Origin of the sequence: uncultured Polaribacter sp. (genome assembly GCF_947497125.1) — a bacterium.
GTDB lineage: Bacteria > Bacteroidota > Bacteroidia > Flavobacteriales > Flavobacteriaceae > Polaribacter.
This window is the reverse complement of record NZ_CANMFI010000002.1, coordinates 220,017-245,091: the sequence shown is the minus strand read 5'-3', so window position 1 is coordinate 245,091 and position 25,075 is coordinate 220,017. Positions and strand designations below refer to the sequence as shown.

Below are 25,075 nucleotides of genomic sequence, written 5' to 3'. Positions count from 1 at the left end.
ATTTCTATACAATGATTAACAAAAAAGTAGAAAACGTAGTAGAAGCCTTGCAAGGCGTTCAAAGTAAAATGACTTTTATGCTGGGTGGTTTTGGTTTGTGTGGCATTCCAGAAAATGCAATAGCAGAATTGGTAAACCTAAATGTTAGAGAGGTTACGTGTATTTCTAACAATGCGGGTGTAGATGATTTTGGTTTGGGATTGTTATTGCAAAACAAACAAATTAAAAAAATGATTTCTTCTTATGTTGGAGAAAATGACGAGTTTGAGCGTCAGATGTTGTCTGGTGAGTTAGAGGTAGAATTAACACCACAAGGTACATTGGCAGAGAAATGTAGAGCTGCACAAGCTGGTTTTCCTGCATTTTACACACCTGCAGGCTACGGTACAGAAGTTGCAGAAGGAAAAGAAACAAGAGAATTTAACGGTAAAATGTATGTTTTAGAACCTGCTTTTAAAGCCGATTTTGCTTTTGTAAAAGCATGGAAAGGAGATACCGCAGGCAATTTAATATTTAAAGGAACGGCACGTAATTTTAATCCGAATATGTGTGGTGCAGCAACAATTACTGTAGCAGAGGTAGAAGAATTAGTGCCCGCAGGTACTTTAGATCCGAATCAAATACATGTACCTGGTATTTTTGTACAGCGCATCTTTCAAGGGAAAAATTACGAGAAAAGAATTGAACAACGAACAGTAACTTCTAAAGCGTAAAAATGGCACTATCAAAACAACAAATTGCACAAAGAATTGCAAAAGAGCTACAAGATAAGTGGTATGTTAATTTAGGTATTGGCATTCCTACCTTAGTTGCTAATTATATACCTGAAGGGATAGAAGTAGAATTTCAGTCTGAAAACGGATTGCTTGGTATGGGACCATTTCCTTTAGAAGGTACAGAAGATGCCGACCTAATAAATGCCGGTAAACAAACCGTTACCGTGCTAGATGGTGGTTCTATTTTTGATTCTGCAACAAGTTTTGCAATGATTCGTGGGCAACATGTTCAATTAACTGTTTTAGGCGCTATGGAAGTTGCCCAAAATGGAGATATTGCCAACTGGAAAATACCTGGTAAAATGGTAAAAGGAATGGGTGGCGCTATGGATTTGGTTGCTTCTGCAGAAAACATTATTGTAGCTATGATGCATACAAATAATGCTGGTGAATCTAAAATTTTAAAACAATGCTCTTTGCCTTTAACAGGTGTGGGTTGTGTAACCAAAGTAGTTACTAATTTAGCCGTTTTAGAGGTTAAAAATAATGCTTTTCATTTATTAGAAAGAGCACCAGGAGTTTCTATAGAAGAAATTAAAAACGCAACCGAAGGTACTTTAATTGTAGACGGAGAAGTTAATGAAATGAAATTTTAAAGTATAAATGTTAGTTCTGGCGCAGTCTAGAACGAAAAAAGTCTTTCATATGAATCTATTTAAAAAAACATATTGGTTAATTTACCCAATCCTAATTGTGTTGTTTATGTTTATTTTCGATCATTTCTACAAAACAAATAGTTTTCTCTTAAAAGGAGGAATTTGTGCTGTTTTAGCCTTTATACTATCACCAAGAAAAAAAATAATACACACCCAAACAGGAGCAGTAAAACAAATAACGTGGCTTTTTTTAAAGAAACCGATCGTTATAGATTAACAATTAATACAAGAGTATTTCTTTTTGATAAGAAGTAAAGAAGAATAAATGAAAATAATATCATACAACGTAAACGGAATTAGAGCCGCATTAAAAAAAGGGTTTTTAGATTGGTTGCAAGCTGCAAAACCAGATGTAATTTGCATACAAGAAACCAAAGCACATAAAGATCAGTTAGATGTGTCAGTTTTTGAAAACGCAGGATATCCTTATCATTATTGGTTTTCTGCGCAAAAAAAAGGCTATTCTTCTGTTGCTATTTTTTGTAAAGAAAAACCCAATCAAGTTGCGTATGGTACAGGTATTGAAACCATGGATTTTGAAGGCAGAAACTTGCGTGTAGATTTTGACAACGTTTCTGTTATGAGCATGTATTTACCTTCTGGCACAAACCTAGATCGACTTAATTTTAAATTAAATTATATGGATGAATTGCAAGATTACATCGATAATTTAAAGAAAGAAATTCCGAATTTAGTTATTTGTGGCGACTATAATATTTGCCATGAAGAAATAGACATTCACAACCCAAAAATGAAAGGCGTTTCTGGTTTTTTACCAGAAGAAAGAACTTGGATTGGTAACTTTATACAAAGCGGATTTATAGATAGTTTTAGATATCTTAATCCAGTTAAACAAGAGTATTCTTGGTGGAGTTATAGAGCAAATGCAAGAGCAAACAACAAAGGCTGGCGTTTAGATTATGCCATGGTTTCAGAACCGTTAAAAGAAACTATTTCTAGAGCTTATATTTTACCAGAAGCAAAACATTCTGACCATTGCCCAATTGTTGTAGAATTAGATGTGTAAAGAAATGAAAAAATTTAGCATCTTTTTGCTGTGTACTGCGTCGCTATTTTCGCAGACTAAAAAAGACACTCTTTTTCAGGCAGAGAAAGATACTTTGGCAGTCTCTAAAATAGACAGTTTACAGGTTGCAAAAGATACCATAAACACAGCTTTTTTTTCTGATAAAGATTTGCAAACTATTGATAGTTTGTTAGTGCTAGAAAAATTTAATTCTTCGCTAATAGATACGTTAGAATATGTTTTAAATGATATAGATATTGTAGGCAAAACAAACACTACGTTAACCACGGCACTGTTAAAATCTCGTTTGGCTGATTTAAACGAGAAAACACCTTTTAATTTAGCCTATAATCCGTCTTTAGAAAATGTAATAAACAGTTATTTGTTACACAGAAAAAGATATTACCCTGCTTTAATGGCAAAGGCAAAGTACTATTTTCCAATGTTTGAGCAGTATTTAGATGCCTATGATATTCCTCTAGAAATGAAATATCTGGCCATTGTAGAATCTGCATTAAGGCCCAAGGCGAAGTCTGGTGTTGGCGCTACAGGGTTGTGGCAATTCATGTACGCTACAGGCAAACAGTTTGGTTTAAAAGTAAGTTCTTATGTAGATGAGCGCCAAGATCCTGTAAAAGCAACCGTTGCAGCATGCAAATATTTAAGTCAGTTATTTACCATTTTTGGCGATTGGGATTTGGCTTTAGCAGCCTACAATTCTGGTCCTGGGAATGTTAGAAAAGCCATTAAACGCTCTGGAGGTTATAAAAATTATTGGAATATAAGACCTTTTTTACCAAGAGAAACCGCTAGTTATGTTCCTGCTTTTTATGCAACGATGTATATTTTTGAATATGCCAATGCACACAATTTGTATACAGAGGTTCCGGCATATTTTCATTTTGAAACAGATACCATCCAAATTAAAAGAACAGTTAGTTTTGATCAAATTTCAGAGAAAATTGATGTGGATGCTGAGGTTGTAAAAACACTAAATCCGTCTTATAAGTTAGAGATTATTCCGTTTGTTAAAGATCGAAATTATGCGGTAAGACTTCCAACGAATAAAATTGTCACTTTTTTAGATCAAGAAACAGCAATATACGCGTTAGCAGATGAAGACGCTGCAAAAAGAGAAAAGCCATTGCCAAAATACTTTGAAATGGATAAACGCATACGATACAAAGTAAAAAGTGGCGATTATTTGGGTAAAATTGCTCAGAAATTTGGGGTAAGAATTCGAGATTTAAAACAGTGGAATCGATTGAAAAATAATCAATTAAAAATTGGGCAAAGGCTATCAATTTATCCTAAAAAAATATAAATTCAAATAGTTGCCTATTAAGGCATACTATTTGATGTTAAATAACAAAGAAATAAACTATTTAAAGACATGAAAATACATCAGTTATTCTTATTCGTTAGCCTTATACTACTAAATTCTTGCACCGGAAACGATAAAGTAGTTTTAAGAAACTCGGTAGGTAAAGTAAATAAGGTAATGGTAGTTGCCGAATCGAGTGATTGGAACGGAGATATTGGTAAAGAAATAAGAAATTCTTTTGGCAAATTAGTGGTAGGATTGCCACAACCAGAACCCACATTAAAAGTGTCTCAAATTGCCCCAAATGGTTTTGGAACCATGATGAAGGTTAGTAGAAATATTTTAATTATCGGTCAAGCAACTGAAGAAAGTTTTTATATTAAAAGAAACGTCTTTGCACAGCCACAAACAGTTGTTTATGTGTATGCAAAAGATGCTGCTGCAGTTCTTAATTTATTTAAAAAGCATGAACAAGAAATTATAAATACTTTTTTAGATTCTGATGTGCAATTGCTACAACGAATGTTTGAAAAAGAAAAGTTAGATGACAGTCAATTTAAGACTCTACAAAACTTAGGAATATCATTCACAATTAATAATAAGTTTAATTTGGTAGAAGATACCGGAGAGTTTTTGTGGTTGCGCCAGCACTTAAGTAGCGGAATTGCAAAAACAGGCACCAACAATATTTTGGTATATGCTGTTCCGTTGATAAACGCAGAGACTGTAGCAGATAGTATTGTATCTGTTAGAAATGCTATTGGTAAAAAATACATACCAGGTTCTAACCCAGAAACAATGCACATGATTACAGAAGAGGCTTATACTCCTTTTACGTTTGATGCAACGATCAATGGAAAAAAAGCCTATGAAACAAGAGGTAAATGGGAGGTTAAGAATGATTTTATGGCCGGACCTTTTGTAAATTATACAATTGTAGATAAAGCGAATAATAGATTGCTTGTTTTTGAAGGTTTTACATACGCGCCATCAGTAAATAAAAGAGCTTTTTTGTTTGAGTTAGAGGCTATTGGTAAATCGATACAAATAAAATAGTTAATTTTTTTAGTTGCTATTAACTACCCGAAAAGAGCTTCTTTTCGGGTTTTTTATTTAACCGATTAATAATCAGAAAGATATTTGCTATATTTGAGAGTCAACCAAAAACTTTTATCATTATGGAAATGAATTTTTATGTGCTATTTATAGCAGCTTTAGTACCAATGTTTATAGGTGCTATTTGGTACGGACCTTTATTTGGCAATGCTTGGATGCAACAAATGGGTTTTACCAAAGAATCTTTAGCAGGTACAAACATGATTAAAACACTGCTTATTTGCTATATACTTAGTGTTTTAGTTGCGATGGCCTTAATGCAGATGGTAATTCATCAAATGGGCGTGTATTCTACATTAGCAGGAGAGCCAGGTTTTAACGAACAAACAGGTGATGCTTATCTCTATTTTCAAGACTTTTTAGCAACCTATAAAGATCGTTTTAGAACCTTTAAACATGGTGCTTTGCATGGTGTTTTAAATGGTTTGTTTTTTGCAACTTCAATCTTAGGAATTCAAGCAGTTTTTGAAAAAAAATCATTTAAATATGTAGCTATAAACGCTGGATATTGGATTGTTACTTTAGCTGTTATGGGAGGTATTATTAGCAAATGGCTATAAATATAAAAAGATTTAGAAATAGAAAACCTCGCAAATTGCGAGGTTTTTTGTGTTTTAAAAAGTAAGTTAATACCCTATTTTTTCTCGTACTCTTTTTATTACAGCATTGGCAGTATCAGTTGCTTTTTTTGCACCAATATTTAGAGCTGCATCAATTTCATGTTTGTTGTTCATAAAATGATGGTATCGTTCTCTTACGGTTGCAAATTTTTCTAAAATAAGCTCGTATAATGCTTGTTTTGCATGGCCATAGCCATAGTTGCCACCTTCATAATTCTCTCTCATTTTTGCAATTTCTGTTTCGGAAGCAAGTAGTTTGTATAAGCCAAAAATTGCATCCGTATCTGGGTTTTTAGGATCTTCTAATGCCAAGCTATCTGTTTTAATGCCCATTATTTGCTTTCGTAACTGTTTGTCCGAAAGAAAAATATTAATAGTATTATTTCTAGACTTACTCATTTTTTCTCCATCAGTACCAGGAACTAATTTTGTGTTTTCTTGAACTTTAGCTTTAGGTACAACTAATGTTTCTCCTACAATATTGTTAAATCTACCAGCAACATCTCTAGTCATTTCTAAGTGTTGTAGTTGGTCTTTACCAACAGGAATCACTTCTGCATCATACAATAAAATGTCTGCAGCCATTAACATTGGGTAGGTAAATAAACCTGTGTTTACATCTGCTAATCGGTCAGATTTATCTTTAAAACTATGTGCTAATGTTAGTCTTTGATACGGAAAATAACAACTTAAATACCAAGTTAATTCTGCAGTTACAGGCACACTACTTTGTTTATAGAAAACTGTTTTTTGGATGTCTAAACCACAGGCAAGCCAGGTTGCGGCTGTGCTGTAGGTGTTTTCTCTTAACTCTTTGCCGTCTTTAATCTGAGTTAAAGAATGCATATCTGCGATAAATAAAAAGGCTTCATTTTTTGGGTCGTTTGCCATTTCTATGGCAGGTAAAATAGCCCCTAATAAGTTTCCTAAATGTGGTGTTCCAGTACTTTGTACACCTGTTAAAATTCTAGACATTAATAGTTTTGTTTAAAATCGATCTATAAAAACAGCAAAATACGCGAACGCTTTGCGGATGTAAAAATAAGGTTTTGTTTAAGAAAATCAATCAAACAAAAGAATATTAGTATTTTTGTAAGACTCATTTTTGATAGAATTTATACCTAAAATCATTTTTTAACGTTTAGTTTTTATTGTGAAGTACTTTAAAATTCCATTTCTTTTAATTTGGCGCCTTTGGTTTTACATCTTAATGTTTACAACCATTGTTATTATGTGTCCGTTTTTATTGGTTTTTACTTTAAAGGAATCTTATTATCCGTTGCTATGGAAACTGGTTCGTATTTGGTCTAAAGTATTAATTTACGGAATGGGGTTTCGGTTAAAGATTGATTTAAATCAGAAAATTGAACCGAATAAAAGCTATATGTTTTGTCCGAATCATGCTTCATTGATGGATCCATTTGTTTTGATTGTTTTAAGTAAAAATCCGATTGTTTTTGTGGGTAAAAAAGAGTTAGAACAAATACCTATTTTCGGTTATTTTTACAGAAGAACTGTAATAATGGTAGATAGAAGTAATCCAGAAAGTAGAAAGCGAGTTTTTGAAATGGCTAAAAAAAGGTTGCAGAATGGTTTAAGTATGGCTATTTTTCCTGAAGGGTTAGTACCTGAAGAAACAGTTGTATTAGCACCTTTTAAAAAAGGAGCGTTTAGTTTGGCAATAGAATTTAAGATGCCTATTGTGCCGCAAGTTTATTTTGATTGTAAGCGTTTATTTTCTTGGGATTTTTTAAAAGGAGGTATCGGTACTTTTAGAGTAAAACAGCATCCATTTATTGAAACAAGTAATCTAACATTAGAAGACGTCGATTTTTTAAAAGAAAAAACGTTCGAAATTATTTATTCTGATTTGGTAGGAGATAAAAAATATATGAATGACACAAACCGATTAACGTGAGCGAAAAACTAAATTATAAGTATTCAGAAACAGAAGAAAGGCTAAATGTTATTACCCATGCAATGGGGCTTTTAGCAGCCGTAATTGCGTTTCCTTTTTTAATCTTAAAAGCTGTTTTGTATCCTAATTTGTCAAGCATAATTAGCTTTATTATTTATGGGGTTAGTTTAATTGTTTTGTATGCTGCGTCTACTTTTTATCATGCAGCAAAAGATCCTAAAAAGAGAAGAAAATTAAATATTGTAGATCATGCAGCAATATATGTCTTAATTGCGGGTAGTTATTCTCCTTTTTGTTTAGTTGCTTTAAAACCAATGTTGGGTTGGTATATGTTTTTAGCAGTTTGGATTTTTGCTTTTGTAGGGGTTGTTCTTAAACTTTTTTTTACGGGTAAATATGATAAAATATCTACAGCAATGTATCTATTAATGGGTTGGCAGGTGCTCTTTTTTGTAAAACCTTTAAGCACTGCTCTGTCTAGTTACAGTTTAAATTTGTTAATAGCAGGAGGTGTTTTTTACTCGGTAGGAGCTATTTTATATTCTATCAAAAGAATACCATTTAACCATGCTATTTTTCATGTATTTGTTTTGTTGGGCAGTATTAGCCATTTTTTATCAATTTATGCTTTGTAAGATTTGGGTTACCAATTTTTAAAAGGATTTTTGCTAATGTTAGAATTGTAATACTTTACGTTGCCGGTTACCTCATCTGCTAACCAATCTGGTTTTATAAATTTTTCGGTTTCATTTTTCAGTTCTATTTCAGCAATAATTAAACCTTTGTTATCGCCAGCAAACACATCTACTTCAAAAGTATGTGGTTCGGCTTTTACTAAATATCTAGTTTTTTCTACAATACTTGGTTCGCAGAGTAATAACAATGCTTCTGCTTCTTGCATTTGTATCTCTTTTTCCCACTCAAACCTTGTGGTACCTGCATTGTTAGATTTTCCTTTTATGGTTATAAAAGCAGTTTTATCAGAAATTCTAATTCTTACGGTTCTATTTTTATCAGTATTTAAATACCCTTGTTTTAGGTATTTTTTTGAATAGCTTTCCGATTTAAAATCATCGTTTTTAACCAAAAATTTTCTCTCAATTTCTACACTCATAAAATATTTTCATTTTTGCACTAATGTAAGGTCTTTTGTCGTTAATGTAACAATAAATAAATATCTTTGAGAGATTAAAAATTAACAATGAAAAAGCTTTTATCAATATATATATTATTTTTCTCATTATTGTTTTCTGCTCAAACAGATTATAGCGCCTCATGGGAAGACTTTTACTCATATAATAATGTTAAAAACTTTATAAAAGTAGATAACCTTATATATGCCTTAGCAGATAACGCTGTTTTTAGCTATGATATTCTTAGCCAAGAAATACAGAAAATTTCTTCGGTACAAGGTCTTTCTGGAGAAACTACGTCTTCTATTTATTATAACAGTCGTTTTAAAAGATTGGTTATTGGCTACCAAAACGGATTGGTAGAGGTTGTTGATGAAGATGGGACTATTACAATTTCATCTGATATTATTAATTTTAATCAATCCGGAGAAAAAAGCATCAATCATATTTCTGAATATAACAATCAACTCTATCTTTCTACACCTTTTGGGATTGTTGTTTACGATATTGAAAATTTAGAATTTGGTGACACCTATTTTATTGGCAATAACTCAAGTTCTTTAAGGGTAAATAAAACCGTAATCCTTAATGATCTATTATATGCTGCAACAGACGAAGGTCTTTTTAGTGCCAATTTAACAAGTGCTTTTTTAATTGATTTTAATACTTGGAATGTGCAGTTTTCTGGTGCTAATTTTAATCAAATTTCATTATTTAACAACGAATTATATCTAACAGAAGGAAGTAAATTATTCAAATTAAATGGTGGTGTTTTAGAAGAAATAAATAGTTTTTCTGCTACTATTTTAGCATTAAAAGCATCGAATACTAATTTAACAGTTGCGCTTTCTAATGTCGCAATTGTATTTGACACCCAATTAAATGAAGTGCAAGAATTTACTAACAATTCAGATTTTAACTTTACATTAAACACCGCTTTTTTTGAGAATAACACAGTCTTTTTAGCAACAAAAGAATTTGGGTTATTAAATTCTGATTCTTCTAATTTTACTGATTTTACAGAAATTCATCCAGATGGACCTTTGTTTAATGATATTTTCTCAATTACATCTGGTACTAATAATTTATGGGTTGTTTATGGAGGTTATAGTGCTTCTTATGTGCCTTTAGGAAACAGGAAAGGATTTAGTAACTATAAAGGTGAAGAGTGGATTAACACTAAGTTTTCTCAAGATTTACCGATTTTAGATTTAGTAGATGTTACTATAGACCCAAAAAATGAAGACATTGCATTTATAAGCTCTTATGCTCAAACAAGTAATGGAAATGTTTTTTCTGGAGGTGGCCTTTTAGAATTAGAAAACAACGAAATATCTAATTTTTATCATTCACAAAATAGTGATTTAGAAGATCGATTCCCTAATAGTCCTAACTTAATTACAACAAGAGTTAGTGGTTCTAGTTTTGATAGTCAAGGAAACTTATGGATGGCAGATGCTTTGGCTACAAAGAAACTAAAAAAATTATCTCCAACAGGCAATTGGTCTAGTTATGATATTAGTACTTTACAATTAAATACTAATGGGAAGGGAACAAATGTTGTTATTGTAGATAGAAATAATACTGTTTGGATAGGAACTAGAAGAAATGGGGTTTATATTTATAATGAAAATGGTAATAGGAAAAAATCATTTATAGCAATCTTTAACAAGGGTAATTTACCAGATGTAAATGTTAGAGCGCTTGCTATTGATGCGAGTAATCGAATTTGGATTGGAACCCTATCTGGGTTGGTTATGTATAATAATGCCTCCGGTGTTTTTGATGATAATACCCCAAATGCAAATCCTATTGTTATTAATGGAGACGAGAATGGTTTTGGAGAACGACTTTTAGGCGATCAATCTGTAAATTCTATTGCAATAGATGGTGCACAAAATAAATGGTTTGGTACCGATAACGGTGGTGTTGTATACACCAATCCAGATGGTAAAAACACCTTGGCTACTTTTAGTACTAAAAATTCACCATTACCTTCAAATAAGATAAATAAAATTGCGGTAGATAAAAGTTCGGGTAAAGTTTATTTTGCCACCAACAAAGGCATGGTTGCATACAATAGTAATGTAGCCCCTTTTGGAGAGGTGTTAAAAGACGTTTATGCCTACCCAAATCCGGCTTTAAAAAACCACGAAACCATTACAATAGATGGTAGAAATGGTACTCATTTACCAAAAGGAACTAATGTAAAAATTTTAGATGTTGCAGGTAATTTAGTTTTTGAAACTAATGTGGTAGAAGGGCAAGAATTACAAGGTGGTAAGGTAGTTTGGAACAAGAAAAACTTAGCAGGTACAAGTGTGGCTTCTGGCGTGTATATTGTTTTATTATCTAATTCTGATGCTTCAGAAACAGCCATCACAAAAATAGCAATTGTTAATTAATGACTGTTATAACAACAAAGGCAATTGTATTAAGTGCCATTAAATATAGCGATTCTAGTTTAATTGTAAAATGTTATACGTATCAAGAGGGCTTAAAATCATATTTAGTAAGAGGCGTTTTAAAAGCTAAAAAAGGCGGGTTAAAAGCAGCCTATTTTCAACCGTTAACGCAATTAAATATTGTTGCAAAACACAGTGCTAAAGGAGCCTTAAATACTATAAAAGAAGTGCAAGTTGCACAACCATACAACACAATTTATAAAGATATTGTAAAACAGTCTGTTGTGTTATTTTTATCCGAAGTGTTGTCTTATGCAATTAAAGAAGAAGAAAAAAACAAAGCCTTATTCGAGTATCTAGAAAATGGTCTTATTTGGTTAGATTTGCATGATAAAATAGCCAATTTTCACTTGTTATTTTTGTTTAATATTACTCGTTTTTTAGGGTTTTATCCAGATGTTTCCGAAAAAGATAGTTTAGGGTTTGATTTATTAGAAGGAAACTTTACAAATACCGGTTTGCATTCAAATATTATTACTGGCAACGATTTTTATCAATTTAAAAAGCTAATAGGCATACATTTTGATAGCATAGATAAAGTTTCTTTTGGCAAGCAAGAGAGGCAGGTTGTATTAAAAATAATAATTCGATATTTTGAGTTACATTTGGATGGTTTTAGAGAACCAAAATCATTACAAATTTTAGAAACAGTTTTTAGTTAATGAAGTATTTACTTTTTTCTTTCGTTGTTTTTGTAAGTAGTTTTTCTTTTGCGCAAAAAGTAAAAGTAGTAGATGCGCAAACAGGTAAAATTATTAAAAACGTTACTGTTTATGACACATCATTAAAAATTAGTCTATCTTCTGATAAGCTTGGTTTTGTTGATGTTTCTTCTTTTGATAAAAATGAAACAATTCTTTTTTCTCATATTTCGTATGCACTTTTAAAGGTCAAAAAATCGAAGTTAGCAGCCACAGATTTTAATGTTTATTTAAAAAAACATTCAGAACAATTAGATGAAGTTGTACTGTCTGTATTTAAAAAAGCAGAAAAAACAAATAGAATTGCAGAACAAATAGCTGTTTTATCATCAAAAGACATCGAAAAGGTTTCTGCCCAAACATCGGCAGATTTGTTAGCAACAATCCCTGGTATTAAAGTTCAAAAATCTCAATTTGGTGGTGGTAGTCCTGTAATTAGAGGAATGGAGTCTAATAGAGTATTATTAGTGGTAGATGGGGTGCGAATGAACAATGCTATTTATAGAAAAGGACACCTGCAAAATGCCATAACGGTAGCGCCAAATATGTTAGATAAGACAGAGGTTGTTTTTGGCCCGTCTTCTGTGGTATATGGCTCTGATGCGTTAGGTGGTGTAATACATTACTACACAAAAACACCAAAGTTATCAAATGAAAACGAGGTAAAAAGTCAGTTTTTTAGTCGTTTTTCAACTGTTAATCAAGAGAAAACAACAACAGTTTCTGCAGAATTAAGATTTAAAAATTGGGCTTCTTTTACAAGCATCACACACAGTGATTTTGGCGATTTACAAAGTGGGACTAATCGAAGACATGGTTTTAAAGATTGGGGCAAAGTATTTTATTTTTCAGAAAACAGTAACGGTAATTATAATGAAAACCCTACCAGTAATTCTAACCCATCATTATTAAGAAATTCTGGGTATCATCAAACAGATCTATTACAAAAATTCTTTATTCCGTTATCAAATAAAACAGATTTAAAAGTTAATATTCAGTATTCCTCATCATCTAACATACCACGGTTTGATAGGCTTACAGAGTTAAGTGATGGCAGTTTAAAATTTGCAGAATGGTATTATGGCCCTCAAAAAAGGTTGTTATTATCTACACAGTTAATTATCAATCCAGAGAAAAAATGGTTAGAAAGTGGTACAATTACAACAGCGTATCAAAATATTAAAGAACAAAGAGTTCAACGTAAATTTGGTAGTTTAGATCGTTCTTACAGAGATGAAATGGTTAATGTTTTTAGTGTAAACGGAGATTTTTCAATTTCTTTAACTGATGATAAAAAAAGAGCCCTTTCTTATGGTTTTGAGTTTACTTACAATGATGTAAAATCTGAATCTACAGGAAAAACATTACAAGTAACCGATAACAAAGTAATTGGTATGGCAAGTAATTTTAAGGTACAATCTCGTTATCCAGATGGTGGTAGCAATTATTTAAGCTCTGCTGCTTATGTAGATTATAGACAAGACATTACTAGTAAATCTACCTTAAATTCTGGAATTAGATTTACACACACTCATTTAGAAGCAAATTGGATAGATGACACCTTTATTACCTTAGAAAACAATAACGTAAAAACAGACAATGCTGCTGTTACTGCAACTGTAGGTTATGTGTTTAGGCCCAATAAAAATTGGCAGTTAAACAGTGTGTTGTCTTCTGGTTTTAGATCGCCAAATATAGATGATGTTGGTCGTGTTAGAGAGAAGGCAGGCAATGTAACTGTGCCAAATATAGATGTAAATCCAGAGTTTGCTTACAATGCAGAAATAGGCATACAAAAGTATTTTAACAATCAAAAATTTAGATTAGGCGCTACTGTTTTTTACACCTTATTAGATAATTATATTATTAGAGATGTTTTTACGATTAATGGTAATAATCAAGTTTTGTTTGATGGAGAGCTTGGTAATGTAGTTGCCAATCAAAATAAAGGCAATGCATTTATTACAGGTTATACGGCTAATTATTTAGGTAAAATTTCGAGTACAATTAATACAACTGGTTTTGTAACTTTTACCAAAGGACGAACTTATGACACCAATGAGCCGATGTCATCAATACCACCTCTTTTTGGGCAATTTGAAGTAAATTATCAAAAAAATAACATTGAAATTGGCGCAGATTTTAGGTTTAATAGTAAAAAAGATATTGAAGATTTTAATTTTAGAGAAGGGATAGATAACCACGAGTTAACCCCTATTGTTAATGAAAATGCAATTTCTGATATTGATAAATTTTATGGTTCACCGGCTTGGTTTACGCTTGGTTTTAGCGGAAAATATGTGGTAAACCAATATTTTTCTGTACAAGCAAGATTAAGTAATTTGTTTGATGAACATTACATAGAATTTGCATCAGGTATTTCTGCTCCTGGTAGAAATTTATCGGTTTCCTTTGTGGCTAATTTTTAATTCAATCTAGGAAATAAGTAAATTCTTAAATATTTCCTCTAATTACATGATAATTTAGTAAAACAATTTCAACAGATGTATCTTTTAGAATTTCCCTAATCAGAAAGTGATTAAAATGTAAAGGTTTTACTATGGCCCAAATATATTTTTTATGATTGGGAAACTCTTTTTTTACAATGTGATAATCTTTAAAACTTGTAGATATGGCAACATTAGGATATTTATTTATTACATTTTTAATATCAAGTAAGCTTTTTGATAAATCTAAACTATTCTTTTTATTCAAGTTAGATGGTAAGTAAAAGCTTGTTTTAAAACCAACCTTTTCAAATTGTAGAAGTAGATTCGCGTTTTTCGATTCAATTAAAATTTTGTTTAAAGGATATTCTTTAGATTTAAATATTAATAATAATTTCTTTAGTATTTGATCAACATTTTTTTTATTAATATTTTTTATATCTAGCCAAATAAAAGGAAGACTATTATTTTCTATTGCATTAATATAGTCTACAAAATTTAGGCCTTTGGATTCATCAGGTGGATGATTAACATCGAATATGTTTTTTTCAAAATTATATACTAAATCTAGTTCAATACCATCAAAATAATTTAAAGAAGAATTTAATTTTTCAATAGAATTTACTCTATGTGCCCATATTTTATGATAAAAATTAATTCCTTCAACTTTATACGGACTATAATAATAAGCAATAAACAAAATAGTAAGCAATAAAATTTTGAATTTATTTCTAAAGATTATATTTTTTTGCATATCAAATTTAATTTCTTTTTTTCACCTTAAAATCTAACGAAAAATAGATCTTTATATTAATAAATATTTTAATAATACAATATAACAAATATACATAATCATTTTTATCTCAAAATAATCATATTTGAGCTTTAAATAACAGTAAAATTCTAGATATGAAAACCTTATATTTGTAAATAAACCTATTTTTTTAATGTTAAAGTTGTATTACTAATTCTTTAATTCATTTTAAAAATAATAAAGCACCTATCTTAAATGGAAAAATTAAAGTTTTGGCTACCAGAAATTAAATTTCATTTAGGGCTACATATTTTAATTGCAGTTTTTATTACAATTGCTTCTTACGTGCATTTTCCTTTTGGCAGTTTAAAAGGGAATTTAGTGTATGTTGCTCATTTTTTATTATTGCATTTTTCTTTATTTGGTTTTATATATGTTTTTAGCCTTTTTCAAAAGTTATTTAAAATTGTATTTCCAATTTTATTTATACTAGTTTCTTCTTTTTCTTTTTGGGTATATACACAAGATCTTACCATTGCAGAAGGTATGATTCAAGCAATTGTAGAAACAAATACAGATATTGCTATTGATGTGATTAGTTATCAATTTGTGCTCTTTTTACTATTTTCTACTGTTAGTATTCTAGTGTTTTTTAAACGCTTTAAAAATAATAGGATTAGTAGTGTTAAATCGCCGCTTTTTATACTTTCAATTATTGGTGTTTTAAGTTTTTTTGTTGTAGAAAACTACAAGTTTGATGCCTTTAAAAATAGACTTCCATACAATGTGTATTTTGCAGGTGTTAAGTATTTAAAGAAGCCAAAAATTACATTAAAAGAAGTAAAAGAAAACGTTTTTACAAAAGAAGAAGATTTACATATTGTATTAGTGGTAGGAGAATCTGTAAGAGCAGATCATTTATCTTTAAATGGATATTACAGAAATACAACTCCATTATTATCTAAAGTAAAAAATGTAATTAGTTTTAAAAAAGTATACACTCCTTTTACTTTTACTGCTCAAAGTGTGCCTCAAATTTTAACTGATAAATCTGTAGATGATCAACAAAAGCAGCAAGTTGCTACAAGTATATATACAGTGCTAAACAAGGCTTCTTTTAAAACAGAATGGATAGGCAACCAATCTATTGAAAGCAGTTATAAAGATGTAATTTATTCTAATAAAACGAATCTTATTATTGATAAACTACATTCTTTTCAAAGTTTTAAAAAAGAAAAAGATCTAGCATTGTTAGATTATTTTTCAGTTGATAATGCTCTTGCTAATAACAGAATAACTACGCTTCACATGATTGGGAGTCACTGGTATTACAATAGCAGAATTACACCAGAATTTCAACATTTTAAACCGATTATTACCAGTAAGTATATCGGGTCTTTAACTAAAGAAGAGTTAATTAATTCTTATGATAACACTATTTTGTACTTAGATAATTTTTTAAATCAACTGATTTTAAATCTTAAAAAATCATCAAAAAAAACAATACTAATTTACCTTTCAGATCATGGAGAAACCTTGGGAGAAGATGGAAGGTGGTTACATGCACAAGAGCATAAAGCAACAAAAAACCCTGCAATGTTAGTTTGGTTTTCTAATCATTTTCAAAAAAATTACCCGTTAAAAATTCAAAAATTGAAATTGAAAAGACAAGATTCTATAACTACAGATTTTTTATTTCATAGCGTTTTAGATATTGGTAACGTAGAAAATTATAAGTACTTAAAAGCGCAAAGTATTTTTAATTAATTTTTACTTTTTCTTTTACCCTCATCTGTAAAATTAATAGAGAGTGCTTTTTCTGTTTTTACAACACTAACCACTAAAGACAAAATTACCAATGCCATAGGTTGCCATGTTAAAACAATTTTAAAAAAGGTAACAAAGGCAAGAACAGCAATAAAAGAGAACCCTGTATAAATTAATAAACTTTTATTAAATGTTGAGTTTGCAAAATCCCATATTTGTTGATTTAGCATAGCTTTGGGGGTTTTATATCCATAGATACTATTTATTTTTTTTGGCGGGAATTTCCAAAAAAGCACACTTATCAGAAAGAATAAACCGTTTGTTGTAAATACGTATATTAAAGAGTCGGTCATGGTTTTTTTTTATTTAGTTTATTTTTTAATCGGACGTAAAAGACCTTCCTGCGCAAAAGAAGCCACTAATTTACCGTCTCTGGTAAAGATATTTCCTTTAGATAGACCTCTTGCGCCATAAGCGTTTGGCGATTCTGCAGAAAATAATAACCAATCATCAAAATTAAAATCTCTAAAAAACCACATAGAATGATCTAAACTTGCTGTTTGTGTGTTTGCAAAACTAAATTTACTACCATTTGGATTGAATGCTGCATTTAATACATTGTAGTCAGAAATGTACGCTAAAATTTCATGCTTGGTTCTTTGAGTAAATTTTTGATGATTTTCTCCTTTCAATCGAAACCAAACTTGTTCGTTAGCAGGTAAGTCTTTTGGATCTAAAGGGTTTGGTACTCTAACAGGTTTAAATTCAATGGGTCTTTTAACACTTAAAAAAGTTTTTGTTGTTTTTGGTAAAAAATCACCAAACTGAGTTAGCATATCATCCCAAGAAAGTAGTTCTTCTGGCTGTGTTATGTCTTTTTTTATAACTGTTTGATGCTCAAAACCATCTTCTTTAATATGAAAAGAGGCTGCTAAAATAAAAATTGTTTTATCGTTTTGGCTGGCGGTAACTCTTCTGGTAGAAAAACTGCCACCATCTCTCATTTCTGTAACGTTATAGTGTATAGGAATAGATAAGTTGCCAGCTTCTAAAAAATACGAATGTAAAGAGTGTAAAATTTTATTTTCTGGAATAGTTCTATAAGCCGCATTTATTGCCTGAGCAACCACTTGACCCCCAAAAACATTCGGACTTCCAATGGTATAACTGTGTCCACTAAAATTATTGTTTCCTAGGTTTTCTAGGTTTAAAAGGGCAATTAAATCTTTGCTATTTTGCATTTAGTGTTATTTTTTAAATGGAAATTTTTGTTGAAACGGAGTCGGTTGAATTCGCTGCAAGAATAATTTTAAAATTTTATTTTTAATACTTTTTTTATGACGAAGATACATGGTTAAATTTTGAGGAACAGCCCCTACAGAACTTTTAATTTCGCTTGCAGTTCTTCCAAAATTAATCATGTTTAATTTTTTATCGATACCAATTTCTATATAATGATAAAGCATTTTTTGATAAATAGCATAGGTTCTGTTTAAAGAATAGTCGATGCCAACAAAATGTGCATCTAAAGAGCTATTATTGATAATACCAGACATAAAACCAACAAGTTTTTCATCTAAATAAAAAGCTTTTAACAAATATGCTTCATTAAATTCTTCTTTTAAAGCTTGATAGGTTTCTAAATTAAAATCACTTAAATTAAAACTAGAATTGATAGTTACAGATTTGTAGAGCAATTTCATTTTAGGTAGCAAACTTTCGATATTTTGTAAGGTAATATCTTCAATTTTTAATTCTTCACTTTGTTTAAATGCTTTTTTTGCTTTTACTCTAAACTTGGTTTTCATTGCAGCTAAGTAATCGCTAAAATTTTGCCAATTAGGGTCTATGCTTAAAACCATATTAGGTTCTACAGAAAAGGGATGGTATTTGTAGTCTTTTAACTCGTCGGTAATAATTAAAGATTCATTTAAAAAGTCTTTCATTAAGAAAGCATCAATATTTAAATTCTTATTAGCGTTTGTAAATGCTAAAATTGCCTTAGCAATTTCTTTAATTACTACTTTTTTATTCAAGCCTTTTTTAATGAAAACTCCGTGTTCACCACTCACAAAAGTATTGCCAGAAATTAGTAGTTGTAAAGGTTTGTTTTCTTTTAAAAGATGAAATTTTTTGCCTAATTTTTTAAGTATTTCAAAATCATTTTTAATAACATTAATATTAAAATTTATTATTTGAATTGTAGAAAAGGCTTTTGCTTTACCCGTTTCATCCAATAAAACTAGATAAGAGAATAAAATATTTGGATGATTTTTTTGGTAGGCATTTAAAAAAGCAGGATCAAAGTAACGATTGTTAGTACATTCTAATTGAGCCCATATATGTAATGGGATTTCATCAATTTTAGAAAAAAATACAGCGTTATTTTGTTCCTTATTACAACTCAATATTAAGGTATTAATTATTAATTGTTAATTTTTTTACTAGTATGCTTTTACGGAATGCAAAGTTCTATTTTCTAAGTTAATTATTTGCCTTTTTAACATTTTTTTTAAAAAAGCACAAATTATAACGTTTCTTTAACAAAGATGTTGGGTGGTTTATGTTTGTGCTTTCTCTTAAAAAGTATCTTTGCATATAATGTCGTTTATTTTATTATTACAAATCAATTAATTATGAGAAAAATAATTTTAGCACTATTAGGTGTTTTATCAATAGTTGCTGCAGTTTATTTTGGAAATATTTTAGTAGAAAAAAATCAATTATCTAGACCCCAATTTAAGAAACAAATAAAAACGGTGTTTGTAAAAGAGGTTTTAAATAAAGAAATCCCTATCGTTTTATCTGCAAGTGGTAATTTAATTGCAAAAAATAAAATAGCACTTTTTTCTGAAGTACAAGGTGTCTTAAAAACTTCTAAAAAAGCATTTAAAGAAGGGACAAGCTACGTTAAAAACGAAACTTTACTTAGCTTAAATAGCGATGAGTATTATGCAACTTTACAATCTCAGAAAAGTAATTTATACAATTTAATTACGGCTATTATGCCAGATATTCGTTTAGATTACCCTAACGAGTTTAGCAAATGGCAAGCTTATTTAAAGAGTTTTAATATCAATAAAAATGTACCAAAATTACCAGCTTTTAATTCAGATAAAGAGAAATATTTTATTTCGGGTCGTGGAATTTTAACAAACTATTACGCTGTAAAAAATTTAGAGGTTCGGTATTCTAAATATACCATTTCTGCTCCGTTTTCTGGTATTTTAACAGAGGTTTTGGTAAGTCCAGGAACTTTGGTAAGAGTAGGGCAAAAATTAGCAGAATTTATAGACCCAAGTATTTATGAAATGGAAGTTTCTGTAAATGCAGAATTTGCTGACTTATTAAAAGTAGGGAACGCTGTGTCATTATCAAATTTGCAAAAATCAAAAACCTATTCTGGTACCGTTGCGCGTATAAATGGTAAAGTAGATCAAGTATCTCAAACGATTAAAGCTTATATAGATGTTGCGCATAAAGATTTAAAAGAAGGCATGTTTTTAGAAGCGAACTTAATTGCAAAATCTGAAAAAGAATCGATAGAAATTTCTAGAAGGTTATTGATAGACAACAGTGCTGTTTATACCGTTAAAAACGATACTATTTTATCACTTGTAAAAGTAAACCCTGTTTATTTAGGGGCAGAGAATGTTGTTATTAAAGGGTTAAAAAATAACACAAAAATTTTAACACAAACGTTGCCAGGGGCTTTTGATGGTATGATTGTGAAAATAAATGAAAAGAAATAGCTACTGAACTAAATTCAGCATAAATGAAAAAAATAATTACTTATTTTATAAAATACCCAGTTGCTGTTAATGTAATGATTGTTGCATTTATAGCATTTGGTTTGGTAGGAGCTTTAAGCATGAAGTCTTCTTTTTTCCCTCTAGTAGATTCAGAATTAATAAGAATTTCTTTAGTTTATCCGGGAGCATCTCCTGCAGAAATGGAAGAAGGAGTAGTTTTAAAAATTGAAGATAACTTAAAAGGAATTGTTGGAGTAGAAAGAGTTACTTCGGTATCTAAAGAAAATTCTGCAAGTGTAAATATCGAGGTAGAAAAAGGCAAAGACATCGATGTGGTGCTTTCTGATGTTAAAAACGCAGTCGATAGAGTTCCTTCATTTCCATCTGGTATGGAGCCAGCCGTAATTGCAAAAGTAGAAAGTGTAAGACCTACGATTAGTTTTACGGTAAGTGGTAATAATATTTCTTTAACTTCTTTAAAACAATATGCTAGAAGTGTTGAAAACGATTTAAGAAGCATCGACGGTATATCTCAAGTAGAAATTTCTGGTTTTCCAGAAGAAGAAATAGAAATTGCGGTTAGAGAAAACGATTTACGAGCGTATAATATTTCATTTACAGAGGTGGCAAATGCCGTTAGTAGCTCTAATATTTTAATTACAGGTGGTAATATAAAAACGATAGAAGAAGATTATTTAATAAGAGCTAGCAATCGCTCTTATTACGGTGTAGAATTGCAAAATGTAATTGTAAAAACAACTGCTTCTGGGGCAATTATAAGATTAAAAGACATTGCTGAAGTTAAAGACATTTGGTCAGAAAACCCAGATAGGCTTTATTATAATGGTAATTTAGCAATTAATGTTACAGTGAGTAATACCAATAATGAAGATTTAATTTCATCTGCAGATAAAATTAAAGAATACATTGTTGAATACAATCAAAAACAACAAAATGTTCAGTTAAACATTTCTAGTGATGCCTCAATAACCTTAAATGGAAGAACAAAATTATTAATAGAAAATGGTGTTGTAGGTATTTTATTAGTGCTGTTTTTCTTGGCATTATTTTTAAACTTACGATTGGCAATTTGGGTAGCTTTTGGGTTGCCAGTTGCTTTCTTTGGGATGTTTATTTTTGCCGCACAATTTGATGTTACCATTAATGTATTGTCTCTTTTTGGGATGATTATTGTTATTGGTATTTTGGTTGATGATGGTATTGTAATCGGAGAAAATATTTACCATCATTATTACGATTTAGGAAAATCAAAAATTAATGCTGCCATAGACGGAACTATGGAGGTAATTCCGCCAATTGTATCGGCAATATTAACAACCATAATCGCTTTTTCTACCTTCTTTTTTGTCGATGGTAGAATTGGTAATTTTTTTAGTGAAGTATCTACCATAGTATTGCTAACATTAAGTGTTTCATTGGTAGAAGCACTTGTTATTTTACCAGCACATATTGCGCATTCGAAAGCTTTAGAAAGAAAAAAATTAGAAAACGGAGAAGAAATAACACCAAAAGGGATTGATGGTTTTTTTAAGAAAATAAATAAAAAAGCAGATCATTTTTTAGGGAAATTTAGAGACACCTACTACCTTCCATTTTTAAAATTCTCTCTTAATAATAAAATTTTTGTTTTCTGTGTATTTGTTGCAACGCTTTTAATAAGTGTTTCGGCCTTAAGAGGTGGTGTTATAAAAAGTTCTTTTTTCCCAAGAATTGCAAGTGATAGAGTTCAGATAACCCTAAACATGCCGCAAGGTACTAATGAGAAAATAACAGATTCTATCATTTCATCTATCGAAGAGAAAGTTTGGATAACCAACACCGAATATTCTAAAAAACAGTCGGGTAATATTTCAATAGTAGAAAATGTAATTAAAAGAGTGGGCCCAGGTAGCGCAAATGCAACCTTAACTGTAAACCTTTTACCAGGGGAAGCAAGAGATTTTTCATCACCAGAAATTACCAATACTATTCAGCAGAAAGTGGGTAAAATTTACGGAGTAGAAAGTTTAATTTTTGGCTCAGGTGGTAATTTTGGTGGAAGCCCAGTAGCAGTGTCTTTATTAGGTAATAATATTTCAGAATTAAAGGCTGTAAAACAAGAGTTAAAGCAGGTTTTAGAGAACAACCCTTTATTAAAAGATGTTGCAGATAATGACCCAGCTGGTATAAAAGAAGTTCGTATAAAACTTAAAGATAATGCATATTTACTGGGGTTAAATTTACAGTCAATAATGACTCAAGTAAGGGCAGGTTTCTTCGGTTTTCAGGCACAACGTTTTCAACGAGGGCAAGATGAAATTAAAGTTTGGGTACGTTATACAAAACAAGATCGATCTTCTATTAAAGATTTAGATGATATGCGTATTGTTGCACCCAACGGAAGTAGAATTCCTTTTTCTGAAATTGCAACTTATACCATCGAAAGAGGTGATATTGCCATTAATCACTTAGACGGTAAAAGAGAGATTCAAATAACCGCAGATTTAAAAGATTTAACCGCCAGTGAAACAGATATTTTAGACAATATTAAAACGGTTATTATGCCAGAAATCCTGTCTAAATATCCAACGGTAAAACCAATTTATGAGGGTCAAAATAGAGAAGCAAAAAAAACGACAGACTCTATAAATTTAGTTGGGCCAATTATTTTACTATTAATCTATATTGTTATCGCATTTACATTCCGTTCGTATAGCCAACCAATTTTACTAATTATTATGATACCATTTAGCATGATTGGGGTTATTTGGGGACATTATTTTCATAATTTTTCAATTGGTATTTTATCCTTTTTAGGGATTATCGCTTTGATAGGAATTATGGTAAATGACGGTTTGGTTTTAATAGGGAAATTTAATAGTTATTTAAAAGAAGGTTTAAAGTTCGATGATGCATTGGTAAAAGCAGGGCAATCTCGTTTTAGAGCGATATTTTTAACCTCGTTAACAACCATTGCAGGTTTGGCACCTTTAATTTTTGAGAAAAGTAGGCAAGCACAATTTTTAATACCCATGGCAATTTCTATAGCCTACGGTATTGCAATTGCAACTGTGCTAACACTTGTAATGTTGCCGATGATGTTGTCTGTATCTAATGCCATAAAGGTTAAAATTAAGTGGTTAAAAACAGGGAATGAAATTAGTAAAGAAGAAGTAGAAAGAGCTATTATAGAATCTAAATATGATGAAGATGACCTATCATAAAAAAACAATTGTATTCGTTTTATTAAGTTTTTCTTTGGGAATATTTTCTCAAGAAATACTTACAAAACAGCAAGCATTAGCAATTGCTTTAGAAAATAATTTTGGCGTAAAAATTGCCAATAACAATTTAGAAGTTGCTAAAAATAATACCAGTATTTTTAATTCTGGTTACCTTCCATCAGCCAGTATTACTTCTGGTGCAGATTATAGAACAAACAACCAAAAAATTGTTTTTACAGACCCAAATACAGGTGCAGATTCTGAAAGAGTAGGTAACGGAGTAATTACAAAAAACTATAATGCTGCTTTGGGCGTAAATTATACTATTTTTGATGGCTTAGGTAGAAAGTACAATTATAAGCAGTTGAAAGAAACCTATAATTTGTCTGAATTACAAGCAAGAGAAACTATAGAAAACACCTATTTACAATTATTTACAACCTATTTTCAGATAGCTAGATTGTCAGAAAATAAAGATAATTTACAACAGGCTTTACTCATTTCTAAAGAGCGTTTAAAACGCGCTACTTATCAATATGAATACGGGCAATCTACCAAATTAGAATTGTTAAATGCCTCTGTAGACGTTAATAATGATAGTATTGCTGTAATTGCCGCCAATCAGCAATTAAGCACTGCTAAACGTGGTTTAAATGTTATTTTAGGGGTCGATAGATCGGTAAATTATGTAGTAGATACGCAAGTATATTTTGATGAAATTTTGATATTCTCTGATTTAGAAGAAAAAACATTTGCCAATAATACTGCGCTACTTCAAAATGAAAAAAACATTGCTATTAGCGAGTTTAACATCAAAATAAGCAAAGCAAATTATTTGCCAGCTTTAAACTTTAATGCTTCGTATGCGCTTAATAGAACAGAAAATGAAAATTTGGTAAATCCGTTTGGTGCACGTTTAATTACTTCGGATGGTTTAAATGCCGGAGTTGCACTTTCTTGGAATCTTTTTGATGGCGGAAACACAAAAACAAGAGTTGCCAATGCTAAAATTGCATTAGATACTCAAGAAATTTTGTTGGCACAACAAAAAGTTACCATTCAGAATACACTTAAAAATACTTGGGAAAATTACAACAATCAACTTTTTATATTAAAAGCACAAGAAACCAATGTGTTAACTACGCAAAACAATTTTGATAGAACACAAGAACGTTATAAACTTGGGCAGGTAACTTCTATAGAATTTAGGCAAGCACAAGTAAATTTAATTAATGCCAAAACAGCGTTTAATAACGCAAAGTATGATGCTAAATTAATTGAACTTCAGTTGTTGCAGTTAAGTGGCGATATTTTAAATGTAAAATTTTAAAAACCTGATTTTTATCATAATTTAACACTGTAAAACTTCTTAATTTTATACATTAATTATATAAA

The 25,075-nt window shown here is 30.6% G+C and carries 21 protein-coding genes; 15 read left to right on the top strand and 6 right to left on the bottom strand.

What is annotated here, in order from left to right; translation table 11 throughout:
* Window positions 1–11 precede the first annotated feature (11 nt).
* From Q0678_RS04225 to Q0678_RS04200, 6 genes are all read left to right on the top strand, one after another.
* The gene (locus Q0678_RS04225) at window positions 12–713 is read left to right on the top strand and encodes a CoA transferase subunit A (protein ID WP_299054397.1); all 702 of its coding nucleotides are present in this window, start codon (window positions 12–14) and stop codon (window positions 711–713) included.
* Between the two features lie 2 nt (window positions 714–715).
* Window positions 716–1,372 carry a 3-oxoacid CoA-transferase subunit B gene (locus tag Q0678_RS04220; protein ID WP_299054394.1) on the top strand — a complete coding sequence of 219 codons (657 nt, stop codon included), beginning with the start codon at window positions 716–718 and terminating at the stop codon, window positions 1,370–1,372.
* A 325-nt stretch (window positions 1,373–1,697) separates the two neighbouring features.
* Window positions 1,698–2,459: an exodeoxyribonuclease III gene (locus Q0678_RS04215; RefSeq protein WP_299054391.1), complete on the top strand. Its 762-nt coding sequence runs from the start codon at window positions 1,698–1,700 to the stop codon at window positions 2,457–2,459.
* 4 nt (window positions 2,460–2,463) lie between these two features.
* A complete protein-coding gene (locus Q0678_RS04210; RefSeq protein ID WP_299054387.1) occupies window positions 2,464–3,783 on the top strand; it encodes a lytic transglycosylase domain-containing protein in 1,320 nt (439 codons plus the stop codon).
* Between the two features lie 69 nt (window positions 3,784–3,852).
* Window positions 3,853–4,839: a DUF4837 family protein gene (locus tag Q0678_RS04205; protein WP_299054384.1), complete on the top strand. Its 987-nt coding sequence runs from the start codon at window positions 3,853–3,855 to the stop codon at window positions 4,837–4,839.
* A gap of 122 nt (window positions 4,840–4,961) precedes the next feature.
* A complete protein-coding gene (locus Q0678_RS04200) occupies window positions 4,962–5,459 on the top strand; it encodes a DUF1761 domain-containing protein (RefSeq protein ID WP_299054381.1) in 498 nt (165 codons plus the stop codon).
* A gap of 66 nt (window positions 5,460–5,525) precedes the next feature.
* Here the strand turns inward: Q0678_RS04200 and trpS are convergent, their stop codons facing one another.
* Window positions 5,526–6,494, bottom strand: coding sequence for a tryptophan--tRNA ligase (gene trpS / locus Q0678_RS04195; RefSeq protein WP_299054379.1), 969 nt, complete (start codon window positions 6,492–6,494; stop codon window positions 5,526–5,528).
* A gap of 178 nt (window positions 6,495–6,672) precedes the next feature.
* Between trpS and Q0678_RS04190 the strand changes: the two genes are divergently transcribed.
* Together Q0678_RS04190 and Q0678_RS04185 are read left to right on the top strand one after the other, a co-directional pair.
* Complete coding sequence (locus tag Q0678_RS04190; RefSeq protein WP_299054376.1) at window positions 6,673–7,437, top strand: 1-acyl-sn-glycerol-3-phosphate acyltransferase; 765 nt, start codon at window positions 6,673–6,675, stop codon at window positions 7,435–7,437.
* Window positions 7,434–8,072 (top strand): hemolysin III family protein, encoded by a 639-nt coding sequence (locus Q0678_RS04185; RefSeq protein ID WP_299054373.1) that lies wholly within the window; start codon window positions 7,434–7,436, stop codon window positions 8,070–8,072. The genes Q0678_RS04190 and Q0678_RS04185 overlap by 4 nt, the downstream gene beginning before the upstream one ends.
* 8 nt (window positions 8,073–8,080) lie before the next feature.
* Here Q0678_RS04185 and Q0678_RS04180 read toward each other — a convergent pair whose 3' ends face one another.
* Complete coding sequence (locus Q0678_RS04180) at window positions 8,081–8,551, bottom strand: CYTH domain-containing protein (protein ID WP_299054370.1); 471 nt, start codon at window positions 8,549–8,551, stop codon at window positions 8,081–8,083.
* An 87-nt stretch (window positions 8,552–8,638) separates the two neighbouring features.
* Here Q0678_RS04180 and Q0678_RS04175 point away from each other — a divergent pair, with 87 nt between their 5' ends.
* From Q0678_RS04175 to Q0678_RS04165, 3 genes are read left to right on the top strand one after another with little or no spacing between them, the layout of a single operon-like run.
* Window positions 8,639–10,975 carry a two-component regulator propeller domain-containing protein gene (locus Q0678_RS04175; RefSeq protein ID WP_299054367.1) on the top strand — a complete coding sequence of 779 codons (2,337 nt, stop codon included), beginning with the start codon at window positions 8,639–8,641 and terminating at the stop codon, window positions 10,973–10,975.
* Window positions 10,975–11,697 (top strand): DNA repair protein RecO, encoded by a 723-nt coding sequence (recO, locus tag Q0678_RS04170; RefSeq protein WP_299054364.1) that lies wholly within the window; start codon window positions 10,975–10,977, stop codon window positions 11,695–11,697. The genes Q0678_RS04175 and recO overlap by 1 nt, the downstream gene beginning before the upstream one ends.
* The gene (locus Q0678_RS04165; RefSeq protein WP_299054361.1) at window positions 11,697–14,165 is read left to right on the top strand and encodes a TonB-dependent receptor; all 2,469 of its coding nucleotides are present in this window, start codon (window positions 11,697–11,699) and stop codon (window positions 14,163–14,165) included. The genes recO and Q0678_RS04165 overlap by 1 nt, the downstream gene beginning before the upstream one ends.
* A 25-nt stretch (window positions 14,166–14,190) precedes the next feature.
* On the opposite strand, the gene Q0678_RS04160 is transcribed toward Q0678_RS04165, so the two are convergent.
* Window positions 14,191–14,937 (bottom strand): hypothetical protein, encoded by a 747-nt coding sequence (locus tag Q0678_RS04160; RefSeq protein ID WP_299054358.1) that lies wholly within the window; start codon window positions 14,935–14,937, stop codon window positions 14,191–14,193.
* Window positions 14,938–15,192: 255 nt separating this feature from the next.
* Between Q0678_RS04160 and Q0678_RS04155 the strand changes: the two genes are divergently transcribed.
* Window positions 15,193–16,704 (top strand): phosphoethanolamine transferase, encoded by a 1,512-nt coding sequence (locus Q0678_RS04155; RefSeq protein WP_299054355.1) that lies wholly within the window; start codon window positions 15,193–15,195, stop codon window positions 16,702–16,704.
* Here the strand turns inward: Q0678_RS04155 and Q0678_RS04150 are convergent.
* The 3 genes from Q0678_RS04150 to Q0678_RS04140 are packed head-to-tail and all read right to left on the bottom strand — an operon-like array spanning window position 16,701 to window position 19,112.
* Window positions 16,701–17,057 carry an SdpI family protein gene (locus Q0678_RS04150; protein ID WP_299054351.1) on the bottom strand — a complete coding sequence of 119 codons (357 nt, stop codon included), beginning with the start codon at window positions 17,055–17,057 and terminating at the stop codon, window positions 16,701–16,703. The genes Q0678_RS04155 and Q0678_RS04150 overlap by 4 nt on opposite strands.
* 18 nt (window positions 17,058–17,075) lie before the next feature.
* Window positions 17,076–17,945 carry an acyl-CoA thioesterase II gene (locus Q0678_RS04145; RefSeq protein ID WP_299054348.1) on the bottom strand — a complete coding sequence of 290 codons (870 nt, stop codon included), beginning with the start codon at window positions 17,943–17,945 and terminating at the stop codon, window positions 17,076–17,078.
* A 6-nt stretch (window positions 17,946–17,951) separates the two neighbouring features.
* Window positions 17,952–19,112, bottom strand: coding sequence for a GNAT family N-acetyltransferase (locus Q0678_RS04140; RefSeq protein WP_299054345.1), 1,161 nt, complete (start codon window positions 19,110–19,112; stop codon window positions 17,952–17,954).
* 228 nt (window positions 19,113–19,340) lie between these two features.
* On the opposite strand from Q0678_RS04140, the gene Q0678_RS04135 reads away from it, so the two are divergent.
* The 3 genes from Q0678_RS04135 to Q0678_RS04125 are packed head-to-tail and all read left to right on the top strand — an operon-like array spanning window position 19,341 to window position 25,010.
* Entirely contained in the window at window positions 19,341–20,456 is a 1,116-nt protein-coding gene (locus tag Q0678_RS04135; RefSeq protein ID WP_299054342.1) for an HlyD family efflux transporter periplasmic adaptor subunit, read from the top strand.
* A 23-nt stretch (window positions 20,457–20,479) separates the two neighbouring features.
* On the top strand, window positions 20,480–23,680 hold the full coding sequence (locus Q0678_RS04130) for an efflux RND transporter permease subunit (RefSeq protein ID WP_299054339.1): 3,201 nt from the start codon (window positions 20,480–20,482) through the stop codon (window positions 23,678–23,680).
* Window positions 23,667–25,010, top strand: a complete 1,344-nt coding sequence (locus tag Q0678_RS04125) for a TolC family protein (protein WP_299054336.1) — start codon at window positions 23,667–23,669, stop codon at window positions 25,008–25,010. Before Q0678_RS04130 ends, Q0678_RS04125 begins: the two co-directional genes overlap by 14 nt.
* Window positions 25,011–25,075: the final 65 nt, after the last annotated feature.

Bases quoted from the DNA above. Each gene is read 5' to 3' on its own strand.
- Q0678_RS04145 (WP_299054348.1), bottom strand. From the start codon at position 17,945: ATGCAAAATAGCAAAGATTTAATTGCCCTTTTAAACCTAGAAAACCTA.
- Q0678_RS04205 (WP_299054384.1), top strand. From the start codon at position 3,853: ATGAAAATACATCAGTTATTCTTATTCGTTAGCCTTATACTACTAAAT.
- Q0678_RS04150 (WP_299054351.1), bottom strand. From the start codon at position 17,057: ATGACCGACTCTTTAATATACGTATTTACAACAAACGGTTTATTCTTT.
- Q0678_RS04160 (WP_299054358.1), bottom strand. From the start codon at position 14,937: ATGCAAAAAAATATAATCTTTAGAAATAAATTCAAAATTTTATTGCTT.
- Q0678_RS04155 (WP_299054355.1), top strand. From the start codon at position 15,193: ATGGAAAAATTAAAGTTTTGGCTACCAGAAATTAAATTTCATTTAGGG.
- trpS (WP_299054379.1), bottom strand. From the start codon at position 6,494: ATGTCTAGAATTTTAACAGGTGTACAAAGTACTGGAACACCACATTTA.
- Q0678_RS04180 (WP_299054370.1), bottom strand. From the start codon at position 8,551: ATGAGTGTAGAAATTGAGAGAAAATTTTTGGTTAAAAACGATGATTTT.
- Q0678_RS04130 (WP_299054339.1), top strand. From the start codon at position 20,480: ATGAAAAAAATAATTACTTATTTTATAAAATACCCAGTTGCTGTTAAT.
- Q0678_RS04210 (WP_299054387.1), top strand. From the start codon at position 2,464: ATGAAAAAATTTAGCATCTTTTTGCTGTGTACTGCGTCGCTATTTTCG.
- Q0678_RS04165 (WP_299054361.1), top strand. From the start codon at position 11,697: ATGAAGTATTTACTTTTTTCTTTCGTTGTTTTTGTAAGTAGTTTTTCT.
- Q0678_RS04200 (WP_299054381.1), top strand. From the start codon at position 4,962: ATGGAAATGAATTTTTATGTGCTATTTATAGCAGCTTTAGTACCAATG.
- Q0678_RS04135 (WP_299054342.1), top strand. From the start codon at position 19,341: ATGAGAAAAATAATTTTAGCACTATTAGGTGTTTTATCAATAGTTGCT.
- Q0678_RS04215 (WP_299054391.1), top strand. From the start codon at position 1,698: ATGAAAATAATATCATACAACGTAAACGGAATTAGAGCCGCATTAAAA.
- recO (WP_299054364.1), top strand. From the start codon at position 10,975: ATGACTGTTATAACAACAAAGGCAATTGTATTAAGTGCCATTAAATAT.
- Q0678_RS04175 (WP_299054367.1), top strand. From the start codon at position 8,639: ATGAAAAAGCTTTTATCAATATATATATTATTTTTCTCATTATTGTTT.
- Q0678_RS04125 (WP_299054336.1), top strand. From the start codon at position 23,667: ATGACCTATCATAAAAAAACAATTGTATTCGTTTTATTAAGTTTTTCT.
- Q0678_RS04220 (WP_299054394.1), top strand. From the start codon at position 716: ATGGCACTATCAAAACAACAAATTGCACAAAGAATTGCAAAAGAGCTA.
- Q0678_RS04225 (WP_299054397.1), top strand. From the start codon at position 12: ATGATTAACAAAAAAGTAGAAAACGTAGTAGAAGCCTTGCAAGGCGTT.